Annotated in this window: 16 protein-coding genes; 7 read left to right on the top strand and 9 right to left on the bottom strand. The window is 53.8% G+C overall.

Annotated elements, in window-relative coordinates; all coding sequences use genetic code 11:
• Positions 1-126 precede the first annotated feature (126 nt).
• From ydiJ to JQC75_RS10575, 3 genes are all read left to right on the top strand, one after another.
• Positions 127-3,150 carry a D-2-hydroxyglutarate dehydrogenase YdiJ gene (gene ydiJ / locus JQC75_RS10585; RefSeq protein ID WP_203324082.1) on the top strand — a complete coding sequence of 1,008 codons (3,024 nt, stop codon included), beginning with the start codon at positions 127-129 and terminating at the stop codon, positions 3,148-3,150.
• A gap of 159 nt (positions 3,151-3,309) precedes the next feature.
• A complete protein-coding gene (locus JQC75_RS10580) occupies positions 3,310-3,795 on the top strand; it encodes a DUF1285 domain-containing protein (protein WP_203324081.1) in 486 nt (161 codons plus the stop codon).
• 97 nt (positions 3,796-3,892) lie between these two features.
• Positions 3,893-4,309 (top strand): MarR family winged helix-turn-helix transcriptional regulator, encoded by a 417-nt coding sequence (locus tag JQC75_RS10575; RefSeq protein ID WP_203324080.1) that lies wholly within the window; start codon positions 3,893-3,895, stop codon positions 4,307-4,309.
• Between the two features lie 148 nt (positions 4,310-4,457).
• On the opposite strand, the gene JQC75_RS10570 is transcribed toward JQC75_RS10575, so the two are convergent.
• Complete coding sequence (locus JQC75_RS10570; protein ID WP_203324079.1) at positions 4,458-4,805, bottom strand: hypothetical protein; 348 nt, start codon at positions 4,803-4,805, stop codon at positions 4,458-4,460.
• 217 nt (positions 4,806-5,022) lie between these two features.
• Positions 5,023-6,054, bottom strand: a complete 1,032-nt coding sequence (locus tag JQC75_RS10565; protein ID WP_203324078.1) for a Glu/Leu/Phe/Val dehydrogenase — start codon at positions 6,052-6,054, stop codon at positions 5,023-5,025.
• Between the two features lie 253 nt (positions 6,055-6,307).
• On the opposite strand from JQC75_RS10565, the gene JQC75_RS10560 reads away from it, so the two are divergent.
• Positions 6,308-6,751 (top strand): DUF4826 family protein, encoded by a 444-nt coding sequence (locus JQC75_RS10560; RefSeq protein ID WP_203324077.1) that lies wholly within the window; start codon positions 6,308-6,310, stop codon positions 6,749-6,751.
• Between the two features lie 138 nt (positions 6,752-6,889).
• Here JQC75_RS10560 and JQC75_RS10555 read toward each other — a convergent pair whose 3' ends face one another.
• The 6 genes from JQC75_RS10555 to JQC75_RS10530 all read right to left on the bottom strand — a co-directional run bounded on the left by JQC75_RS10555 (position 6,890) and on the right by JQC75_RS10530 (position 12,714).
• Entirely contained in the window at positions 6,890-8,008 is a 1,119-nt protein-coding gene (locus JQC75_RS10555; protein WP_203324076.1) for a ribosomal protein uL16 3-hydroxylase, read from the bottom strand.
• A 52-nt stretch (positions 8,009-8,060) separates the two neighbouring features.
• Positions 8,061-9,431, bottom strand: coding sequence for an adenylosuccinate lyase (gene purB, locus JQC75_RS10550; RefSeq protein ID WP_203324075.1), 1,371 nt, complete (start codon positions 9,429-9,431; stop codon positions 8,061-8,063).
• 48 nt (positions 9,432-9,479) lie between these two features.
• The gene (gene hflD / locus JQC75_RS10545; RefSeq protein WP_203324074.1) at positions 9,480-10,094 is read right to left on the bottom strand and encodes a high frequency lysogenization protein HflD; all 615 of its coding nucleotides are present in this window, start codon (positions 10,092-10,094) and stop codon (positions 9,480-9,482) included.
• 3 nt (positions 10,095-10,097) lie between these two features.
• Positions 10,098-11,231: a tRNA 2-thiouridine(34) synthase MnmA gene (mnmA, locus tag JQC75_RS10540; RefSeq protein ID WP_203324073.1), complete on the bottom strand. Its 1,134-nt coding sequence runs from the start codon at positions 11,229-11,231 to the stop codon at positions 10,098-10,100.
• 181 nt (positions 11,232-11,412) lie between these two features.
• Positions 11,413-11,883 (bottom strand): NUDIX hydrolase, encoded by a 471-nt coding sequence (locus tag JQC75_RS10535; RefSeq protein ID WP_203324072.1) that lies wholly within the window; start codon positions 11,881-11,883, stop codon positions 11,413-11,415.
• 9 nt (positions 11,884-11,892) lie between these two features.
• The gene (locus tag JQC75_RS10530; RefSeq protein ID WP_380798180.1) at positions 11,893-12,714 is read right to left on the bottom strand and encodes an rRNA large subunit pseudouridine synthase E; all 822 of its coding nucleotides are present in this window, start codon (positions 12,712-12,714) and stop codon (positions 11,893-11,895) included.
• Positions 12,715-12,984: 270 nt separating this feature from the next.
• Between JQC75_RS10530 and JQC75_RS10525 the strand changes: the two genes are divergently transcribed.
• The gene (locus JQC75_RS10525; RefSeq protein ID WP_203324071.1) at positions 12,985-15,210 is read left to right on the top strand and encodes an NADP-dependent isocitrate dehydrogenase; all 2,226 of its coding nucleotides are present in this window, start codon (positions 12,985-12,987) and stop codon (positions 15,208-15,210) included.
• 134 nt (positions 15,211-15,344) lie between these two features.
• On the opposite strand, the gene cspD is transcribed toward JQC75_RS10525, so the two are convergent.
• Positions 15,345-15,551: a cold shock domain-containing protein CspD gene (cspD, locus tag JQC75_RS10520; protein ID WP_011760171.1), complete on the bottom strand. Its 207-nt coding sequence runs from the start codon at positions 15,549-15,551 to the stop codon at positions 15,345-15,347.
• Between the two features lie 205 nt (positions 15,552-15,756).
• Between cspD and clpS the strand changes: the two genes are divergently transcribed.
• The gene (gene clpS / locus JQC75_RS10515; RefSeq protein WP_011760170.1) at positions 15,757-16,065 is read left to right on the top strand and encodes an ATP-dependent Clp protease adapter ClpS; all 309 of its coding nucleotides are present in this window, start codon (positions 15,757-15,759) and stop codon (positions 16,063-16,065) included.
• Positions 16,066-16,113: 48 nt separating this feature from the next.
• Positions 16,114-18,375 carry an ATP-dependent Clp protease ATP-binding subunit ClpA gene (gene clpA, locus JQC75_RS10510; protein WP_203324070.1) on the top strand — a complete coding sequence of 754 codons (2,262 nt, stop codon included), beginning with the start codon at positions 16,114-16,116 and terminating at the stop codon, positions 18,373-18,375.
• The last annotated feature ends 50 nt before the right edge of the window (positions 18,376-18,425 follow it).

The following is an 18,425-nucleotide window of genomic DNA, read 5'->3' as shown; positions in this document are numbered from 1 at the left end:
ATAGTCACATTCACTAAAGGTCGGCGCCACCGGCGCCACTTTTTACCGATGTGTAACAAAAGCCGCTTTTTAGCGGCTTTTTTTTGTTTATAATGCCCGCATAAAACAACAACACAGATACCGTGCATGTTACCCCTGCTTTCTCACCAGCAAACCCTGGAATCCGTTTATCTGGCCTTTCTCGAGGCACTTGCCGGCGAATTTGACGGCGAGATAGATACCCGTTACAGCGCCCGCATAGTGCAGGCCACTGACAACTCCGTGTATCAGTTTCTGCCCCAGGCCGTGCTCTATCCCAAGAGCACGCTGGATGTGCAGCGGGTGATGCAGCTCGCCGCCAAAGACGAGTTTCGCGAGGTGGTATTCAGCGCCCGCGGCGGCGGCACCGGCACCAATGGTCAGTCCCTGACCCACGGTCTTATCCTCGATTTGTCGCGCCATATGAATAAGGTGCTGGAAGTCAACGCCGAGGAAGGTTGGGCACGGGTGCAGGCCGGTGTGGTGAAAGATGCACTCAACGATGCCTTAAGGCCCCATGGTTTTTTCTTCAGTCCCGACTTGTCCACCTCCAACCGCGCCACCCTGGGCGGCATGATTAACACCGATGCTTCGGGCGCAGGCTCGCTGGTATACGGCAAAACCTCTGACCATGTACTTGGCCTCAAGAGCGTGCTTATCGATGGCTCAGTCCTGGATTCTGCCCCCCTGGCGTCAGAACGCCTGGATGCGGTGGACCGCACCACTCTTGCCGGTAAGCTGATTGCCAATATTTCTGCCGTGTGCCGCGATAAGCGTGAGCTGGTGAAAAAGCGCTTCCCTCGTCTTAATCGCTTTTTGACCGGTTACGATTTGGAGCATGTGTGGAATGATGAGCTGAGTCAGTTCGATTTAAGCCGAATTCTTACCGGCTCCGAGGGCACGCTGGCGGTTATCACCGAAGCCAAGGTGAATCTCACGCCGTTGCCCAAGCAGCGTGCCATGGTCAATATCAAGTACGATTCCTTCGAATCGGCGCTGCGTCACGCGCCATCTCTGGTGGCCGCCAATGCTACCGTGGTGGAAACTGTGGACTCCAAGGTGCTGGGCCTTGCCCGTGAAGACATTGTCTGGCACTCGGTGAGTGAGCTTATTCAGGACGTGCCCGGCAAGCATATCGATGGCCTCAATATGGTGGAGTTTGCCGGCGATGAAGCCGAAGTAAACGCCAAACTGGCGGCGCTCGAAGCCGTGCTTACTCAGCAAATCGAAAGTGGCGAGTGTGGCGTGGTCGGCTTTCAAAGCACCCACGATAAGGCCAGCATCGAGAAAATCTACGCCATGCGCAAAAAGGCCGTGGGCCTCTTGGGCGCTGCGAAAGGCAGCCGAAAACCCATAGCCTTTGCCGAAGATACTGCCGTACCACCTGAGAAGCTCGCCGACTTTATCATGGAGTTTCGTGCGCTGCTCGATGGCCACAAGCTGCAATACGGCATGTTTGGCCACGTGGATGCAGGGGTGCTGCACGTACGGCCCGCGCTGGATATGTGTGACCTCGTGGATGAAAAACTATTGCGAACCATTTCCGACGAAGTGGCGGCGCTTACCCTCAAATACGGCGGCCTAATGTGGGGTGAGCACGGCAAGGGTGTGCGCGGCGAGTACGGTCCGGCGGTGTTTGGCGACGAGCTTTACGGTGTGCTGCAGGACATCAAGGGCTGGTTTGACCCTGACAATCGCCTCAATCCCGGCAAGCTGGTGGCGCCAAAGGACAAGGGCGAGCTCTTTTATAACGTCGACAGCGCCAAGCGCGGCAGCTTCGATAGGCAAATTCCGCTGAAAGTGCGCGAAGCCTTCCCGGATGTGATGAACTGCAACGGCAACGGTCTGTGCTTTAACTACTCGGCCTATTCGCCCATGTGTCCGTCATTCAAGGCAACCGGCGACCGCATTCAGTCTCCCAAGGGCCGCTCGTCGCTGATGCGCGAATGGTTAAGGCTTCTGGAAGCCGAAGGCGTGGATGTGGAGCAGCTGGCCAAATCCAAGCCCCTTGGGCTGCTGCAGCGGGCGCAAAATAGCCTCAAAGCCAAGGAAGAGTACGATTATTCCCACGAGGTGATGGAGTCCTTAAAGGGCTGCCTTGCCTGTAAAGCCTGCTCGGGTCAGTGCCCGGTCAAGGTGGATGTGCCCAAGTTCCGCGCCCAGTTTTTCAATATCTACTACCAGCGTTACCTGCGTCCGCCGAAAGACTATCTGGTGGCGGGTATCGAAGATGCGCTGCCACTCATGGCCAAGGCGCCGAAACTGGTGAATGCCCTGTCGCAAAATGGTTTGTCGCAGTGGGTTATCAAGAAAGCCATCGGCTACGTGGATGCACCCAAGTTGTCGGTGCCAACCCTGACCCAGCGGCTTGAGAGCCATCAGAGTCTGGGGTATGACCTTGAGTCACTGAAACGCATTCCGGCAGCAGAGCGCAGCCGCTATGTGCTGGTGGCCCAGGACCCATTCAACAGCTTCTATGACGCAGGTTTGGTGTATCACTTTGTAAAGCTGATTGAGAAGCTTGGCTACAAGCCCGTGCTGCTGCCATTCAAACCCAACGGCAAGCCTGCTCATATCAAGGGCTTCCTTGATAAGTTCGCCGCAACCGCCGGTTCGGCGGCAGCCTTCTTCAACGAGCTCAGTAAGCTTGAAATGCCCATGGTGGGCGTGGATCCGGCCATGGTGCTGGTTTACCGGGATGAGTACAAGGTGGCGCTGGGCAAGGATCGCGGCGACTTCAACATCAAACTTGCCAACGAGTGGCTGATGGATGTGCTGAGTGAACTGCCACAGCGTGAGTCCTCGGGCCGCGCCTATACCTGGTTCAGCCACTGTACCGAGTCCACCGCCAAGCCGGGTACCGCCAAGGAGTGGAGTGCCATTTTTGCCAGATTCGGCGCCTCGCTTAAGGTCAAGAACCTTGGCTGCTGCGGCATGGCGGGCACCTATGGCCACGAGCTGGATAACCTTGAGCGTTCGCAAACGCTCTACGATATGTCCTGGAAAGAGGGGATTGATGGAACATCGAAAGCGGAGATCCTGGTGTCAGGTTATTCGTGCCGTTCTCAGGTCAAGCGTTTCTCTGGTTTCAGGCCCAAGCATCCGCTGGAAGCGCTGCTGGAGCTTATCTGAATCAGATTCTCTATCTGAACACGGCCTTTAATTGAACAAAAAGGCCCATCAGTTGATCAAAGGCCCCGTCGCTGAGTAAGCAGGGGCCTTTGCATATTCAGTTCTGTCTCTCATTGGTTTAGCCTGTAGAGCATTCACAATCAAAAGGGCGAATAAGCCATGAAACAGGTGCCAGGCCATCAGTTGCTGTCAGCCGAGTCTAATCCCCAGGGGGGGGCTGCAGATACCGACGCTTTCGCTGCCATGGAGAAACTGGCCCTTCCCCCCCTTTGCAGCGAACAGCCACTGTTTGATATAGATGAAGGTGGCCGCTGGTACTATCAGGGTGAGCCTTTGCCCGATAAGTTTGCCCGGCTCTTTATGGGCATCCTCAGGCCGTATGACGGCGGCTGGGCGTTGGTAACACCGGTGGAACGCGTTAAAGTGGCAGTAGCCAGGACACCTGTGGTGATAGTGGATTTTGAGCCTCGTGCTGACCGACTGCTGCTTACCTGTGTGTTGGGCATAGAGTACTGGGTGGCGCGAACCGATATTGCACCGATGGAAGAGGGGGTTTTTATCTCGCTTCCCGAATTGAAGACAGGGAGCATGAGCCGTGCTTGCTTCTATCGTTATGCTGAATTACTGCTGTGTGGCAAAGACTGAATTTGCGCTGGGCCGCTAGTGTATTGTGCTTTCGGTGATAGTATTAAGAAGGTGGCCGTGATTTCTGGCCAGCAGCTTGAACGACGGGAGGTGCTGTTTGAATCGTCAGAAGAGTCTTGGTTATTTGGTGTCCCATCTCAATGTGGCCATTGCCAATGAGCTGGATCAACGCCTGAAGCGCTATCAGCTGGACATAAAACTCTGGCCGGTATTGTTTGCGCTTTGGCAGGAAGAAGGTATTACCCAAACCGAGCTGTCGCGCCGCTGTGACGTGGCCAACTACACCATGACCCGCCTATTGGACCAGCTGCAGGTGCAGGGACTCATTACCCGCCATCAGGAAGCTGATAACCGCCGTGCCTTTAAGATTTTTCTGACGGACGAAGCCAAAGCCCTTGAGCAGGATCTTATCCGTGAGGCAGAGCGGGTAAACGACAAGTTTATGGCCGAGCTGGATGAGGAAGAGCAGAATTTACTGATGAAGTTGCTGAATAAGATAAATCACACGGAATAACGCTTACGCTTCGTCAAGCGGCATTCCGATAACAAAAAGACAGGCTCTCTGCCGGTCTTTTTGTGCGTGGTTATCAATAAACGCAAGGCTGATGTCGGATGAAGCCCAGCACAATGTCAGCGTTAAGGGATGCCGTGATATGGCTTGCCTAGTGCACCATCAGGATGACCAAACCGCCCACCATGCTGACACCCAGTAAAGACTGCCACAGTAGATTTTGCGCGCGAGAGAGATTTTGCTGCCCCTGTTTGAGGCTTGCGACCAGCTGGCCTTTTTTATAGATACGGCACATGACTTCTTCAGTTTGAGGGTCGATAAATAATTGAAACTTAGCCTTGTTTCCATCTTTCAATGGAACCTGGTGTTCACTCTGCCCTGCAAAATTCAGCTTACTTGAGACCATTTCACCGTTGACGTAGACACGCTCCAAGCCACTCCAGTCGCTGGCCTGCAACTCGACAGAATCCTGATTCAGGCTGTACTTGAAACAGATCATGATGCTCTCCTGCACCTTGGGGGAGTGTCTAAGTCAAGCAAAGGATCCCGGTCATTGCCACACGAAAATGTGTGCTTTTGGCTGGAAATGACATATCCCCATGAGTTGCTTTTAAATTTAATCCGAAAAAAATCTTATCGTGAATAGATGACAAATTGAGGGCATAAAAAAGGGAAACCAAAATGGTTTCCCCAGTGTTTTTAACCTTGCGGCATGATTAACGGGCGGCGTCGATAATGGCGCGGGCCATTTCGTCGGCAACGGCACCCGTGGTGCGGTTTTGCTCATCCGCAGCTGCAAAGATGGTCAGCAGGGTGTCGTAAATCTTTTCAACCTTGGCAGTGGACTTGGCCGCATCGTACTCGTTTTCGAACGACACGTTGATGATACCACCGGCATTAATCACATAGTCAGGGGCGTAGAGGATACCCATGTCTTTCAGCATCTGGCCGTGACGTGGCTCGGCCAGCTGGTTGTTGGCACATCCTGCCACAATTTTGGCTTTCAGCAGCGGCAGGGTGGCGTCGTTGATGGTAGCACCGAGCGCACAGGGGGCGTAGATGTCAACGTCCTGAGAGTAGATGTCCTGCGGAGCAACAACAGCTGCACCAAACTCGGTGGCAACCTTGTCCAGAGACGCCTGATGAATATCGGTCACGATAAGCTCAGCGCCTTCTTCGTGCAGGTGCTTACACAGGTAGTAGCCAACGTGGCCCACACCCTGAACGGCAATTTTCAAACCCTTGAGGGTATCCAGACCACGCTGATGCTTAACGGCAGCTTTGATCCCGAGGAAAGTGCCCAGGGCAGTGAAAGGAGATGGGTCGCCACTCTTGCCTTCCAGACCGGCCATGTATGGGGTTTCCTGGTGGGCAATCATGATGTCAGCCGTGGTAGTGCCCACGTCTTCAGCGGAGTAGTACTTGCCACCCAGGGTATTGATAAAGCGGCCAAAGGCACGGAACAGCTTTTCTCTGTCCTGCGTTTTGGGATCGGCAATGATCACTGACTTGCCACCACCCATGGTCAGGCCGGCAAGGGCATTTTTGTAGGTCATGCCGCGGGAGAGGCGAAGCACGTCGTTCAGCGCTTCTTCATCAGACTGGTAGTTCCACATGCGGCAACCACCCACCGCCGGACCCAGATTGGTATTGTGCACGGCAATAATTGCCTTCAGGCCACTCTCTTTGTCATGACAGAAAACAACCTGTTCATGTTCGTCATAAGATACATGATTGAATACAGCCACGTTGCAGATCTCCGCATTGCTAATAAAAAGCCGCAGGCGGCTACCTGCGGTCGTTATATTTATTGCCGAACCATAGCATTTAGGGATACTCTCAACAAAGCCCGCCAGTGGATTATTTGTGATCTCTGTGGCAATTTTGCTTTCCACTTTACGTCAACGTAAAGTTATGGCAGTCTCCCTGCATCCAGTGCGGATTGATACGCTCATTCTCAGCGTTAGATTGTGCGGTATAACAATAAGATAGGAAAGAAGTATGACTGAGAAAAACCAAGAACCCCAGGTTGAGACCGCGGCACAGGATCCCGAAGCGCTGCGTCAGGAATGGGTGCGTACCCAGTTTCAAAAGGCTAACCGTTTTCTCGCCGAAAAGGGCATTTTGCCTGGCAAGGTGTTGGTAGACGAGAGTCGCTATCTGGCGCCTTACGTTGCGGTGTGGAAAATGGAAGCGCAAAAGCCCGCAAAGCAAACTTATTGGGTCATGTCCGGCGATTTACCCACCGATTATGTTGATGTGAAAGTGGCGCAAACCGCCCGTGATGCGCTGAAACATTTCTCCATGATGTGGCAATTAAAAGCAGAGAATCTGATTCAGTCCGGCGCGGTACAAGATCCCACCCAGGTCAAGTTTGCCAATATGCTGATTTCCCGCGCACAAAGCCTGTATCAAATCCAGCAGGACGAAAAGCTTTGGGGCTAAGTCTGATAAGTGCCAGTCAGTGCAAATTTGATTGACTGCAACCTCAGAAACAGAAAAGGCACCTTAAGGTGCCTTTTTGATTATTTGGCTGAGCCTTCGCAGAACTGCTGGCAGACTCGACAAGGTTTCTTCCTGAAGTCAGTCTTCGCCGAGATAGAAATAGCCTTTTTGCAGCATCTGAACGAAGAAGCCACGCCAATGGGGCTGCAGCGCCAGCTCAGCGTTAACAGAGACCGAGTTGGATACCTCGATGAGTTCCTCTTCAGAGGCGCCTTCAATTAGCACACTCTCGCCCGCCACAAAGAGCCGTGCTTGGCTGTCGCCTTCCATTTTGAGCACCTTAAGGCCACCAATTCGCATCAGTACAGCCCCATCGTCCAGGGCCTCAACCAGGGCGTCGGCATCGATGCTTTCATCTTCCTGGACATCCAGGTCGAAGCGGTTCTGGCTTAAGAGTTTACCGAGCACCTTAACGACGTTATCTGCGTCATCACACAGGTCGCGGATAAGCTGCATAATGCCTTGCTGCTCGGACAGGCTCACAGTGCCGTGGCTCGCGGCGCCATCCACGGCGATAAAGCGCTTGTGCCCCTTGTCTTCATCCATCAACTGATCGGCAATTTGTCCGGCAAGCTCCTGCTGGCTGGGAGCGCGATAACCCATGGAATAAGAGAGTGCCAGGCTCAGGGTCTCGCCCTGATGGGGGAAGCCGGGCGGGATATAAAGCACATCGCCTTTCTCCAGCACCACATCGATAATGGGCTCAAAGTCTTCAATCAGGGGGGATGTCGTTACGCCGCCCCGGCGCTTATAGTTGCCCTTGGGGCCAACTGTCCAGCGGCGCTGGCCTTCGCCCTGAATGATGAACACATCGTAGTTGTCGATGTGAGGTCCCACGCCGCCCTGAGGGGTGGCAAAAGACACCATCAGGTCATCAAAGCGCCAGTCCGGCAAAAAGCGAAAGGCTTCCACCAGAGGCTGCGCATCCGGGTACCAGTGGTTGACGGCCTGCACCAGCAGCTGCCAATGGGTTTCACCAAACCGGTCGTAATCTTCGAAGGGGCCGGAAATCACTTCCCAGTCGTTACCCTTGGTGACCACCACCCGGCTCGATACTTCCTCTTCACAGGCAAGGCCTGCGAGTTCGTCGGCGGCGATGGGGTCTTCAAAGTCAGGGAAGGCGCCTTTGAATACTTTCGGGGCCTGTTGCCAGTCATTGGCGAGGAACGCCTGAATATCGAAATTGAGCTTATACATAGTGTTAAAAAAGGCGGCTTGGTTTCCCTTGCCGCCTCTCCATTAAAGTGGATTAATTCAAGTCGTCCACGAAGGCTTCGGCGCGGCCAATGTAGCTTGCCGGGGTCATCAGCTTGAGCTCAGCCTTTACAGGCTCCGGCAGTTCGAGGCCATCGATAAAGGCGGCCAGCTGTGGGCCATCGATACGCTTGCCACGGGTCAGCTCTTTGAGCTTCTCGTATGGCTTTTCGATGCCGTAGCGGCGCATTACGGTCTGCACCGGCTCAGCCAGAACTTCCCAGTTGCTGTCAAGCTCAGCGGCCAGACTCGCTTCGTTCACTTCCAGCTTGCTGATCCCTTTCAGGGTTGCCTGATAGGCGATGATGCTGTGGGCAATACCCACGCCCAGAGTGCGCAGTACGGTTGAGTCGGTCAGGTCGCGCTGCCAGCGGGATACCGGCAGTTTGGAGGCCAGGTGCTGCATCAGCGCGTTGGCGATACCCAGGTTGCCTTCGGAGTTTTCGAAGTCGATAGGGTTAACCTTGTGCGGCATGGTGGACGAACCGATTTCACCGGCGATGGTCTTCTGCTTGAAGTGACCCAGGGCGATGTAACCCCAGATGTCACGGTCGAAGTCAATCACGATGGTGTTGAAGCGGGCCACGGCATCAAACAGCTCGGCGATGTAATCGTGCGGCTCGATTTGGGTGGTGTAGGGGTTCCAGTTCAGGCCCAGGCTGGTCACAAAGCGCTGAGACAGGGCATGCCAGTTCACTTCTGGGTAGGCAGACAGGTGGGCGTTGTAGTTACCTACTGCGCCGTTGATCTTACCCAGGATTTCCACCGCTTTGATGTGGGCAAGCTGTCGCTCAAGACGCACAACCACGTTGGCCATTTCCTTACCCAGAGTCGTAGGAGAAGCCGGCTGACCGTGGGTGCGTGACATCATAGGCACGCTCTTGTAAGTCTTGGCCAGAGCCTTGATGGCATCGATTATCTTCTGGCAATAAGGCACCAGCACCAGTTCACGGGCTTCTTTGAGCATCAGGCCGTGGGACAGGTTGTTGATGTCTTCTGAGGTACAGGCAAAGTGAACAAATTCATCGACGGCTTTCAGTTCACTGTTGTTACCGAACTGCTCTTTGATGAAGTATTCCACGGCTTTAACGTCGTGGTTGGTGGTGGCTTCAATGGCTTTAACGCGCAGGGCTCCGGCTTCGCTGAAGTTGTCTTTGATGCCATCGAGCACGGCCAGAGCCTCTTCACTGAATGGCGGAACTTCTTCGATTTCAGGACAGCTGGACAACAGCTTGAGCCAGTTGATTTCAACCTGAACACGATACTTGGTGAGACCGAACTCGCTGAAGATCCCACGCAGTTCGGCGGCTTTGCTGCCATAGCGGCCGTCGACCGGGGAGATAGCTGTCAGTGCGGAAAGTTCCATTGATAAGCTCCTTAATGGAATGGCTCTAATTGTTTATAGGGTAAATGTTTATAGGGTCAGATTTTTCTTGGCGGTATCAACAATGGCCTTGCGGGCAAATACCAGATGGCGGCGTTTGCCACCGAGCTGGCGCCACAGCACGGCACTGCGCATGGCGGCCAGCAGCAGGGCACGGATCTTTTGCTGAACCAGGGGGCGCTGCAGTACATTGGGGTTGCCGGTAATTTGCAGCTTGGGGCCAAGGTTACTGATGATATCGCTGTAAATACTGGCCAGATTGGCAATCACCTGCTCGTCTGTAATGGCAAAGTGATTAAGCTGGCGATGAATTTGGTTAATACGCTCGGAGAGCATACCAAGGGCAGCATTGCTGCGGGACAGCTTGCGCTCCAGTGCAAGAAGACCCACCAGATAGCGGGTCATTTCCACGTCTTTGCTTTCGCCGTCGCCGAGCTGATTCAAAATCCATTTGTAGCCCACTCTGAGCTGATCTTTGTCGGCGTAGACGTCTTCGGGCTGCTCGGGATTGGTCACCAGAATCGTATTGAAGCTGGCGGCCATGGCATCTGTGTCGCTGTCACCATGGCGGGCGATGTATTGCACCTGGGCGAGCGCCTGCAAGATACCGGCAAAGGCCATGGTGCGTGCTTGCATTTGGCTCATGGCTCAGTCCTTAATCAGGGTGTCGATGATGCCGCCGCCAAGGCAGACTTCGCCATCGTAAAACACCGCCGATTGGCCGGGGGTAACGGCGGCAACTGGCTCATCGAACAGCACTTCAATGGTTTGCTCGTCGATAATCTTCACTGTGCAGGGGATATCCTGCTGGCGATAGCGGGTTTTTACGCTGATGCTTGCGCCATCAGCAGGGCCAGTACGGTCAACCCAATGCAGCTGGTTAACCAACATACCCTTTGACATCAGCCGCGGGTGATCATGGCCCTGGGCCACCACCAACACGTTACGGGCCATGTCTTTATCAACCACATACCAGGGGTCGTCGTTTGAATTCTTCATGCCGCCAATGCCAAGGCCTTTGCGCTGGCCAAGGGTGTGATACATCAGGCCTTCATGGCGGCCAATGACGTCGCCTTCCGGGGTTTCGATGTTGCCGGGCTGGGCGGGCAGGTAGGTGGCGAGAAAGTCTTTGAACTTACGTTCACCAATAAAGCAGATGCCGGTGGAGTCTTTCTTATCGTGGGTGATAAGGCCCTGCTCTTCGGCAATGCGGCGCACTTCCGGCTTTTCAAGCTCGCCGACGGGGAACAGGCTGCGGGCAACCTGCTCGTGGCTCAAGGTGTACAAAAAGTAGCTCTGATCTTTATTGCCATCGATGCCGCGCAGCATTTCGGTTTTGCCATCGGTGTCGCGGCGGCGCACATAGTGGCCCATGGCGATGTAGTCGGCATCGAGGATATCGTCGGCAAACTCAAGGAAGGCTTTGAATTTGATTTCCTTGTTGCACATGATGTCGGGATTCGGGGTACGGCCTGCCTTGTATTCGGCGAGGAAGTACTCAAACACGTTATCCCAATACTCGGCGGCAAAGTTGACTGTGTGCAGCTTAATGCCGAGCTTATCGCACACGGCCTGAGCGTCTTTCAGATCCTCAGCGGCGGCGCAGTATTCGTCGGTGTCGTCTTCTTCCCAGTTTTTCATGAACAGGCCTTCAACCTGATACCCCTGTTGTTTCAGCAGGTAAGCAGAGACAGAAGAGTCCACACCGCCGGACATGCCGACAATGACTTTTTTGCTGCTGTTGGCAGCGATTTCAGCGGGAGAAGCTGTAGTTGACGTCATACGTTGAAAATGATCCTTTCGAGTAACCAATCACCGCTGCCAATGGCATTTGCTGCAAATTAAACGAGGGAAATCGCAGTCAAAACTTAGGTAAAACAATGGCTAAGCAAAGCTTGAATCAGTACCTGTTGTTTATCTGTTCGGCATCGAAACAGCGGCGTTTTTTCGGGGGCGTATTCTATCACGGATTGCTACTAGCGGCTATGGAAAGAAGTTCGCTGTCGAGGATGCAGAGTTCTGTGCCTTTGCCGGCCAGATAGTCGTCGATGCAGCGACTGACCAGTTGGCTTCGAAGGTGGCGGCTGTCGTTAATCTCGGCCGGGGTAAGCCAGTGCAGGGCATGGATAGCCCCATCCTGTGGCTCACTTTGTATTAGTTCATCGAGCTCACAGACAAAGGTGAAGCGCAAAAACGCAAGCTCGGCACTGGCGCTGAACTGATAGATACCCACAAGGCGTGAGGGCTCGGCCTTGATGCCGGTTTCTTCCCACAGCTCTCGCTTACAGGCGTCAATCAGGGATTCGCCCGCCTCAAGGTGTCCGGCAGGTTGGTTAAACACCGACTTGCCGTCGATGATTTCCTCTACCATCAAAAACTTGCCACCGCAGTGCACAATGCAGGCAACGGTGACATTGGGTTTGTAGCGCTCCATCGGGCTCCCTTACTTGTAAAAGTCGCGTGTCGTGGCAAGGGCGGTAATGAGGCTGCTTATCTCATCCCGGCTAAGCTCCCGGTACTCGCCGCTGCCGAGTTGCCCAAGGCTTATCTCACCGATGGCGGCGCGCACTAGCCTGAGTGTGGGAAAGCCGATGTGGGCGGTCATGCGCCTTACCTGGCGGTTGCGGCCTTCGCAAATCTGAATTTCAAGCCAGCAGTCGGGAATGCTTTTTCGCTCCCGCACCGGCGGATTGCGCGGCCAAATGTGAGGCGCATCGATGCGCCGTACTCTGGCAGGCAGAGTGGGGCCGTCTTTAAGCTCAACGCCTTCACGCAGTTTATCCAGCGCCGACTCTTCGGGAATGCCTTCGACCTGCACCCAATAGGTTTTATAGGTTTGCTTTTTTGGCTCGGTAAGACGGGATTGCAACTGACCATCATTGGTGAGCAGCAACAGGCCTTCACTGTCTCTATCAAGCCTGCCTGCGGCATAGACGCCGGGCAAGGGAATAAAGTCCTTCAGGGTTTGTCTGCCGGCTTCGTCGGTGAACTGGCACAACACATCGAAGGGCTTATTGAAGAGCACCACCTTGGTGACACCCGGTCTGCGCGGCCCAGGCCTGACGCTTGTCCTTTCTGCAGCTTTCTCAGTCGGCCGCTTTGAGCTGCCGGGCCCTTTGGGACTAAATGCTTTACGGTTTTTGGCGTTTGTCTGCTGGCTACGGGTGTTTGCAACGCCTTTTTTCTCGCCCTGTGGTTGCCGATTTGATGGGCTGCGGGCAGGGCGCTTGGCCGAGGGTTTATTGGCGCGGGAAGGGGACGACACGGCGTGTGAATTTCCTTTGTAGATCTAACTGTACAGTTACCTGGGTATAGGGTAACCCCTGTTCGCCCTAAGTGGAATTTGAATATTGGGCCGAATGCACTATGATGTCGGCCATCAAAATGTGATCCATGCCCATATCGGCATCCCAGCTTTGCGGTAACCCCAGGACGACAGGTTACCGCGCGGTGAAGTCAGGTGCTTATGCTGCTCGCCGTGCTTATCGAATAAAAACTATAAATCTTTAAATTATACAATCACGTAGGAAGCAAAATGAAAGATAATTCCCCAACGATTATTTACACTGAAACCGATGAGGCGCCAGCACTCGCTACCCTGTCCCTGCTGCCTATCCTTCAGACATTTGCCGAACCTGCCGGCGTGAAGATCGAAACCCGCGATATCTCTCTGTCCGGTCGCGTTATTGCTACTTTCCCTGAGAAGTTGACCGATGCCCAGCGCATTGGCGATCACCTGGCTGAACTGGGTGAGCTGGCCACCAAGCCAGAAGCCAACATCATCAAGCTGCCAAACATCTCTGCCTCCATTCCACAGCTGAAAGCCTGTATTAAAGAGCTGCAGGAGCAGGGTTATGACATCCCCAACTACCCTGAAGAGCCAAAGACTGACGAAGAAAAGTCTGTCAAGGCACGTTACGACAAGATTAAAGGCAGTGCGGTAAACCCTGTGCTGCGTGAAGGTAACTCTGACCGCCGCGCGCCGCTGTCTGTGAAAAACTATGCCCGCAAGAACCCACACTCCATGGGTAAGTGGGCCAGCGACTCCAAGTCTCACGTATCTCACATGGAAGCCGGTGATTTCTACGGCTCTGAGCAGTCAGTGACCCTGGCCGATGCCGATACAGTCAGCATAGTGCACACCAGCAAAGCCGGTGTTGAAACCCTACTGAAATCAGGCCTCAAGCTGCAAGCCGGTGAAATCATCGACTCAGCCGTGATGAGCAAAAACGCCCTGGTTGCCTTCTTCGAGCGCGAAATCGAAGCCGCCAAGGCCGAAGATGTGCTGCTGTCGCTGCACCTGAAAGCCACCATGATGAAGGTGTCTGACCCCATCATGTTTGGTCATGCCGTTAAAGTGTTCTTCAAGCCACTGTTTGCCAAACATGCCGAGACCTTTGAGCGTCTGGGTGTGGATGTGAACAACGGTTTTGGTGACGTGGTTGCCAAAATCCAGTCGCTGCCAGAAGCCGAGCGCGCCGCCATCGAAGCCGATATCCAGGCCGTGTATGCCGAGCGTCCTGCCATGGCCATGGTGAACTCTGACAAGGGCATCACCAACCTGCACGTACCAAGCGACATCATCATCGATGCCTCTATGCCTGCCGCTATCCGCTCTTCAGGCCAGATGTGGGGCCCTGACGGTCAGCTCAAAGACACCAAGTTTATGATCCCGGACCGCTGCTACGCCGGCGTGTACGATGCCACCATCAACTTCTGTAAAGAGCACGGCGCCTTTGATCCCCGCACCATGGGTACCATCCCCAATGTGGGTCTGATGGCACAAAAAGCCGAAGAGTACGGCAGCCATGACAAGACCTTTGAGATGGCCGAAGACGGCGTGGTGACCGTGGTTAACGCGGCCGGTACTGTGCTGATGAGCCACAACGTAGAAGCCGGTGATATCTTCCGTATGTGTCAGGTGAAAGACGCCCCAATCCAGGATTGGGTGAAACTGGCCGTTAAGCGCGCCCGTCTGTCTGAGACTCCCGCCGTGTTCTGGCTGGATAAAAACCGTGCCCACGATGCTGAGCTGATTAAGAAGGTAGAAGCCTACCTGCCGCAGCACGACACCACCGGTCTTGAGCTGCACATTCTGTCTCCGGTTGAAGCGACCCAGTTCTCACTGGCACGCATGAAAGATGGCAAAGACACCATCTCTGTAACCGGTAACGTACTGCGTGACTACCTGACAGACCTGTTCCCAATTCTTGAACTCGGTACCAGTGCCAAGATGCTGTCAATCGTGCCGCTGATGAACGGCGGCGGCCTGTTTGAAACCGGTGCCGGCGGCAGCGCGCCCAAGCACGTTGAGCAGGTTCAGAGCGAAAACTACCTGCGTTGGGATTCTCTGGGTGAGTTCCTGGCACTGGCTGCATCGTTCGAGCATCTGGCTCAGACTGCCGGTGTTGCCAAGGCGCAGGTGCTGGCCGATACCCTGGATACCGCTATCGGTAAGTTCCTGGATGAGAACAAGTCACCAGCCCGCCGTGTCGGTCAAATCGACAACCGTGGCAGCCACTTCTATCTGGCCATGTACTGGGCCCAGGCGCTGGCCGCCCAAACTGCCGATGCTGAGCTTGCTGCTCACTTTGGTAAGCTGGCTGATAAGCTTGCTGCCAACGAAGAGACCATTCTGGCTGAGCTGATTGGTGTACAGGGCCACAGCGTGGATCTCGGCGGTTACTATCGCCCTGATTTCGCCAAGGCAAGCGCAGTAATGCGTCCAAGTGCGACCCTGAACGGGCTGATGAGCCACTAATCCCCCACCGGGTTAATCAGCAAAAAAAAGAGAGCCTTGGCTCTCTTTTTTATGGACGTTTATTTATATAAAAACTGCAAAGAAAAAGGCAGGGACTTATCCCTGCCTTTTTGGTACAACCGCCTGAATTTATATTATCGGGCAGGAGTAATTGCTGAAGCGTGCATCCCCTTTGGACCTTGCTCAACTTCGAACTGGACTGGTTGGCCTGCTTTTAGAGTTCGATAGCCTTCCATTTCGATAGTTGAATAATGGGCAAATACATCTTCACCACCTTCATCAGGGCAGATAAACCCGAATCCTTTGGCGTTGTTGAACCATTTAACAGTCCCGCTTGCCATACTTCCACTTCCTTCTGTTGTCTACTTCCCAGTAAGATAGTAAAACCAAATAAGCGGGTTCCTAACTCCGCTTCGTTGAACAGAATGAAAGCGTTAAAAGCGGATGTCAAGCTAAAATTAACAAAGAGGCAACATCTGCTTAATTAAGTGGTATCAATTGGTCAGGCCAGTTGGTGCCCGGTATTTGAGAGGCTAATATTGCTATATGGCAAAAGCAGGAAATATTGAAAGAGTTGTCGAGCGGGCTGACACTGAACTGATGCCGCCGTCCATGTATAAGGTGATCCTGAATAATGACGATTACACCCCCATGGATTTTGTGGTAGAAGTACTTCAGCTGTTCTTTAAGATGAATGAGCATCAGGCAACAGAAATAATGTTGCAAATTCATCATCAGGGAAAGGCGGTATGTGGCGTGTTTCCTTTCGGCATTGCCGAAACCAAGGTTGCCCAGGTAAATCAGTTTGCCAGGCAAAACCAACATCCATTACTGTGTTCTTTGGAGAAGGCCTAAAGCATTTTGTCTTTCCGTGCGCTTTAGTTGCAGTTTTAGGGGGTATTTATGCTGAACAAAGATCTTGAAGTGACGTTGAATCTGGCGTTTCAGCAGGCAAGGGATGCCCGCCATGAATACATGACAGTAGAGCACTTATTGCTCGCGCTTATCGACAATCCATCGGCTCAGGATGCATTGGTTGCCTGTGGGGCAAACATCGACAAACTCAGGGAAGAAGTTGCGACTTTTATTTCTCAAACCACACCAGTCATTACCGATCCAGACGATGACAGGGAAACCCAGCCCACACTCGGGTTTCAGCGGGTGTTGCAGCGGGCCGTGTTTCACGTCCAATCTTCTGGCCGCAACGAAGTCACCGGTGCCAATGTGCTGGTGGCCATTTTCAGTGAGCAGGAATCCCAAGCCGTATATTTGTTGCGTCGCAGCGACATTACCCGCCTCGATGTGGTCAATTACATTTCCCATGGATTTTCCAAAAATGAAGATTCGCCGCAGGAATCCGAGCAGGAACGCATCGAAGATCACTCAGAGCAGGGCGAAGAGCAGCGCAGCATGCTGTCGCAATTTGCAGCCAATCTGAATTTGATGGCGGCACAGGGCATTATCGATCCGCTCATCGGCCGCGATAACGAAATTGAGCGCTCTATCCAAATCCTTTGCCGTCGCCGTAAAAACAACCCACTGCTGGTGGGTGAGGCCGGTGTCGGCAAAACCGCCATTGCAGAGGGTCTGGCTTATCGCATCGTGAATGACGATGTGCCTGAAGTGATGCGTGATGCCACTGTGTATTCACTGGATTTGGGTGCGCTGCTTGCGGGCACCAAGTACCGTGGCGATTTTGAAAAGCGCTTCAAGAACCTGCTTAAGGAACTCACCGCAGACAAGCACGCCATTCTCTTTATCGATGAAATCCATACCATCATAGGTGCGGGCGCTGCATCCGGCGGTGTGATGGACGCCTCCAATCTGCTCAAACCATTGCTTTCAAGCGGTACACTGCGCTGCATGGGCTCCACCACGTTCCAGGAATATCAAAGCATTTTCGAGAAAGACAGGGCGCTGGCGCGCCGCTTCCAGAAGATAGACATCAACGAGCCATCGGTGGCGGAAACCACCAAGATTCTGATGGGGCTCAAGAGTAAATACGAAGAACACCACGGCGTGCGCTATACCCAGGCAGCCCTTGCCTGCGCGGCCGAGCTCAGCGCCAAACACATCAATGACCGCCATCTGCCTGACAAGGCGATTGATGTGATAGATGAGGCTGGCGCACGCATGGCCATGCAGCCGGCCAGCAAGAGGCGCAAGACCATAGGGCAGGCGGAAATTGAGGCCATTATCGCCAAAATTGCCCGCATTCCTGAAAAGTCTGTGTCCACGTCCGACAAGGATATGCTCAAGAACCTTGAGCGTAACCTCAAGATGGTGGTTTTTGGTCAGGACAAAGCCATTGAGAGCTTAAGTGCGGCTATCCGTTTGTCACGCAGCGGCCTTGGCGCAGAAAACAAGCCTGTGGGCAGTTTCCTGTTTGCCGGGCCGACCGGTGTGGGTAAGACGGAGGTCACCAATCAGTTAGCCAAGTGTTTGGGGCTTAAGCTGGTGCGCTTCGATATGTCTGAGTACATGGAGGCGCACACAGTATCTCGTCTCATTGGTGCCCCTCCTGGCTATGTGGGTTACGATCAGGGTGGTTTGCTGACCGATGCCGTGATTAAACAGCCCCATTGCGTGGTGCTGCTGGATGAAATCGAAAAGGCCCATCCCGATGTTTATAACCTGCTGCTGCAGGTGATGGACCACGGTACCCTTACCGATAACAATGGCCGTAAGGCGGACTTTCGCCATGTGACTCTGGTGATGACCACCAACGCCGGTGTGCAGGAAACAGTGCGTAAATCCATTGGCTTCAAGCAGCAGGATCACAGCCACGACGCCATGTCGGAAATCAATCGGGTGTTCTCACCCGAGTTTCGTAATCGTCTCGACTCCATCATTTGGTTCAATCACCTGGATTTAACCATTATTGCCAAGGTGGTGGACAAGTTCCTCACCGAGCTGCAGGCCCAGCTTGATGCCAAGCGGGTGACTCTGATGGTGAGTGATGAGGCGAGAACCTTGCTCGCTGAGAAGGGTTACGACAAGGCCATGGGCGCAAGACCGATGGCCCGGGTCGTCAAAGATTTGATTAAAAGGCCACTGGCCGATGAAATCCTCTTTGGCGAACTTGAGCACGGTGGAATGGCACACGTGGACGCCAAAGATGGGGAAATCGTCATATCTGCCGAGCGTCTGGAAAAGGTCACCTGAGGTGGCCTTCGCCTGTGACAGCAACAAAAAACCCGGACTTTCCGGGTTTT

It is taken from the genome of Shewanella litorisediminis (genome assembly GCF_016834455.1).
GTDB classification, from domain to species: Bacteria; Pseudomonadota; Gammaproteobacteria; order Enterobacterales; family Shewanellaceae; genus Shewanella; species Shewanella litorisediminis.
This window is presented reverse-complemented; position numbering and strand designations above follow the sequence as displayed.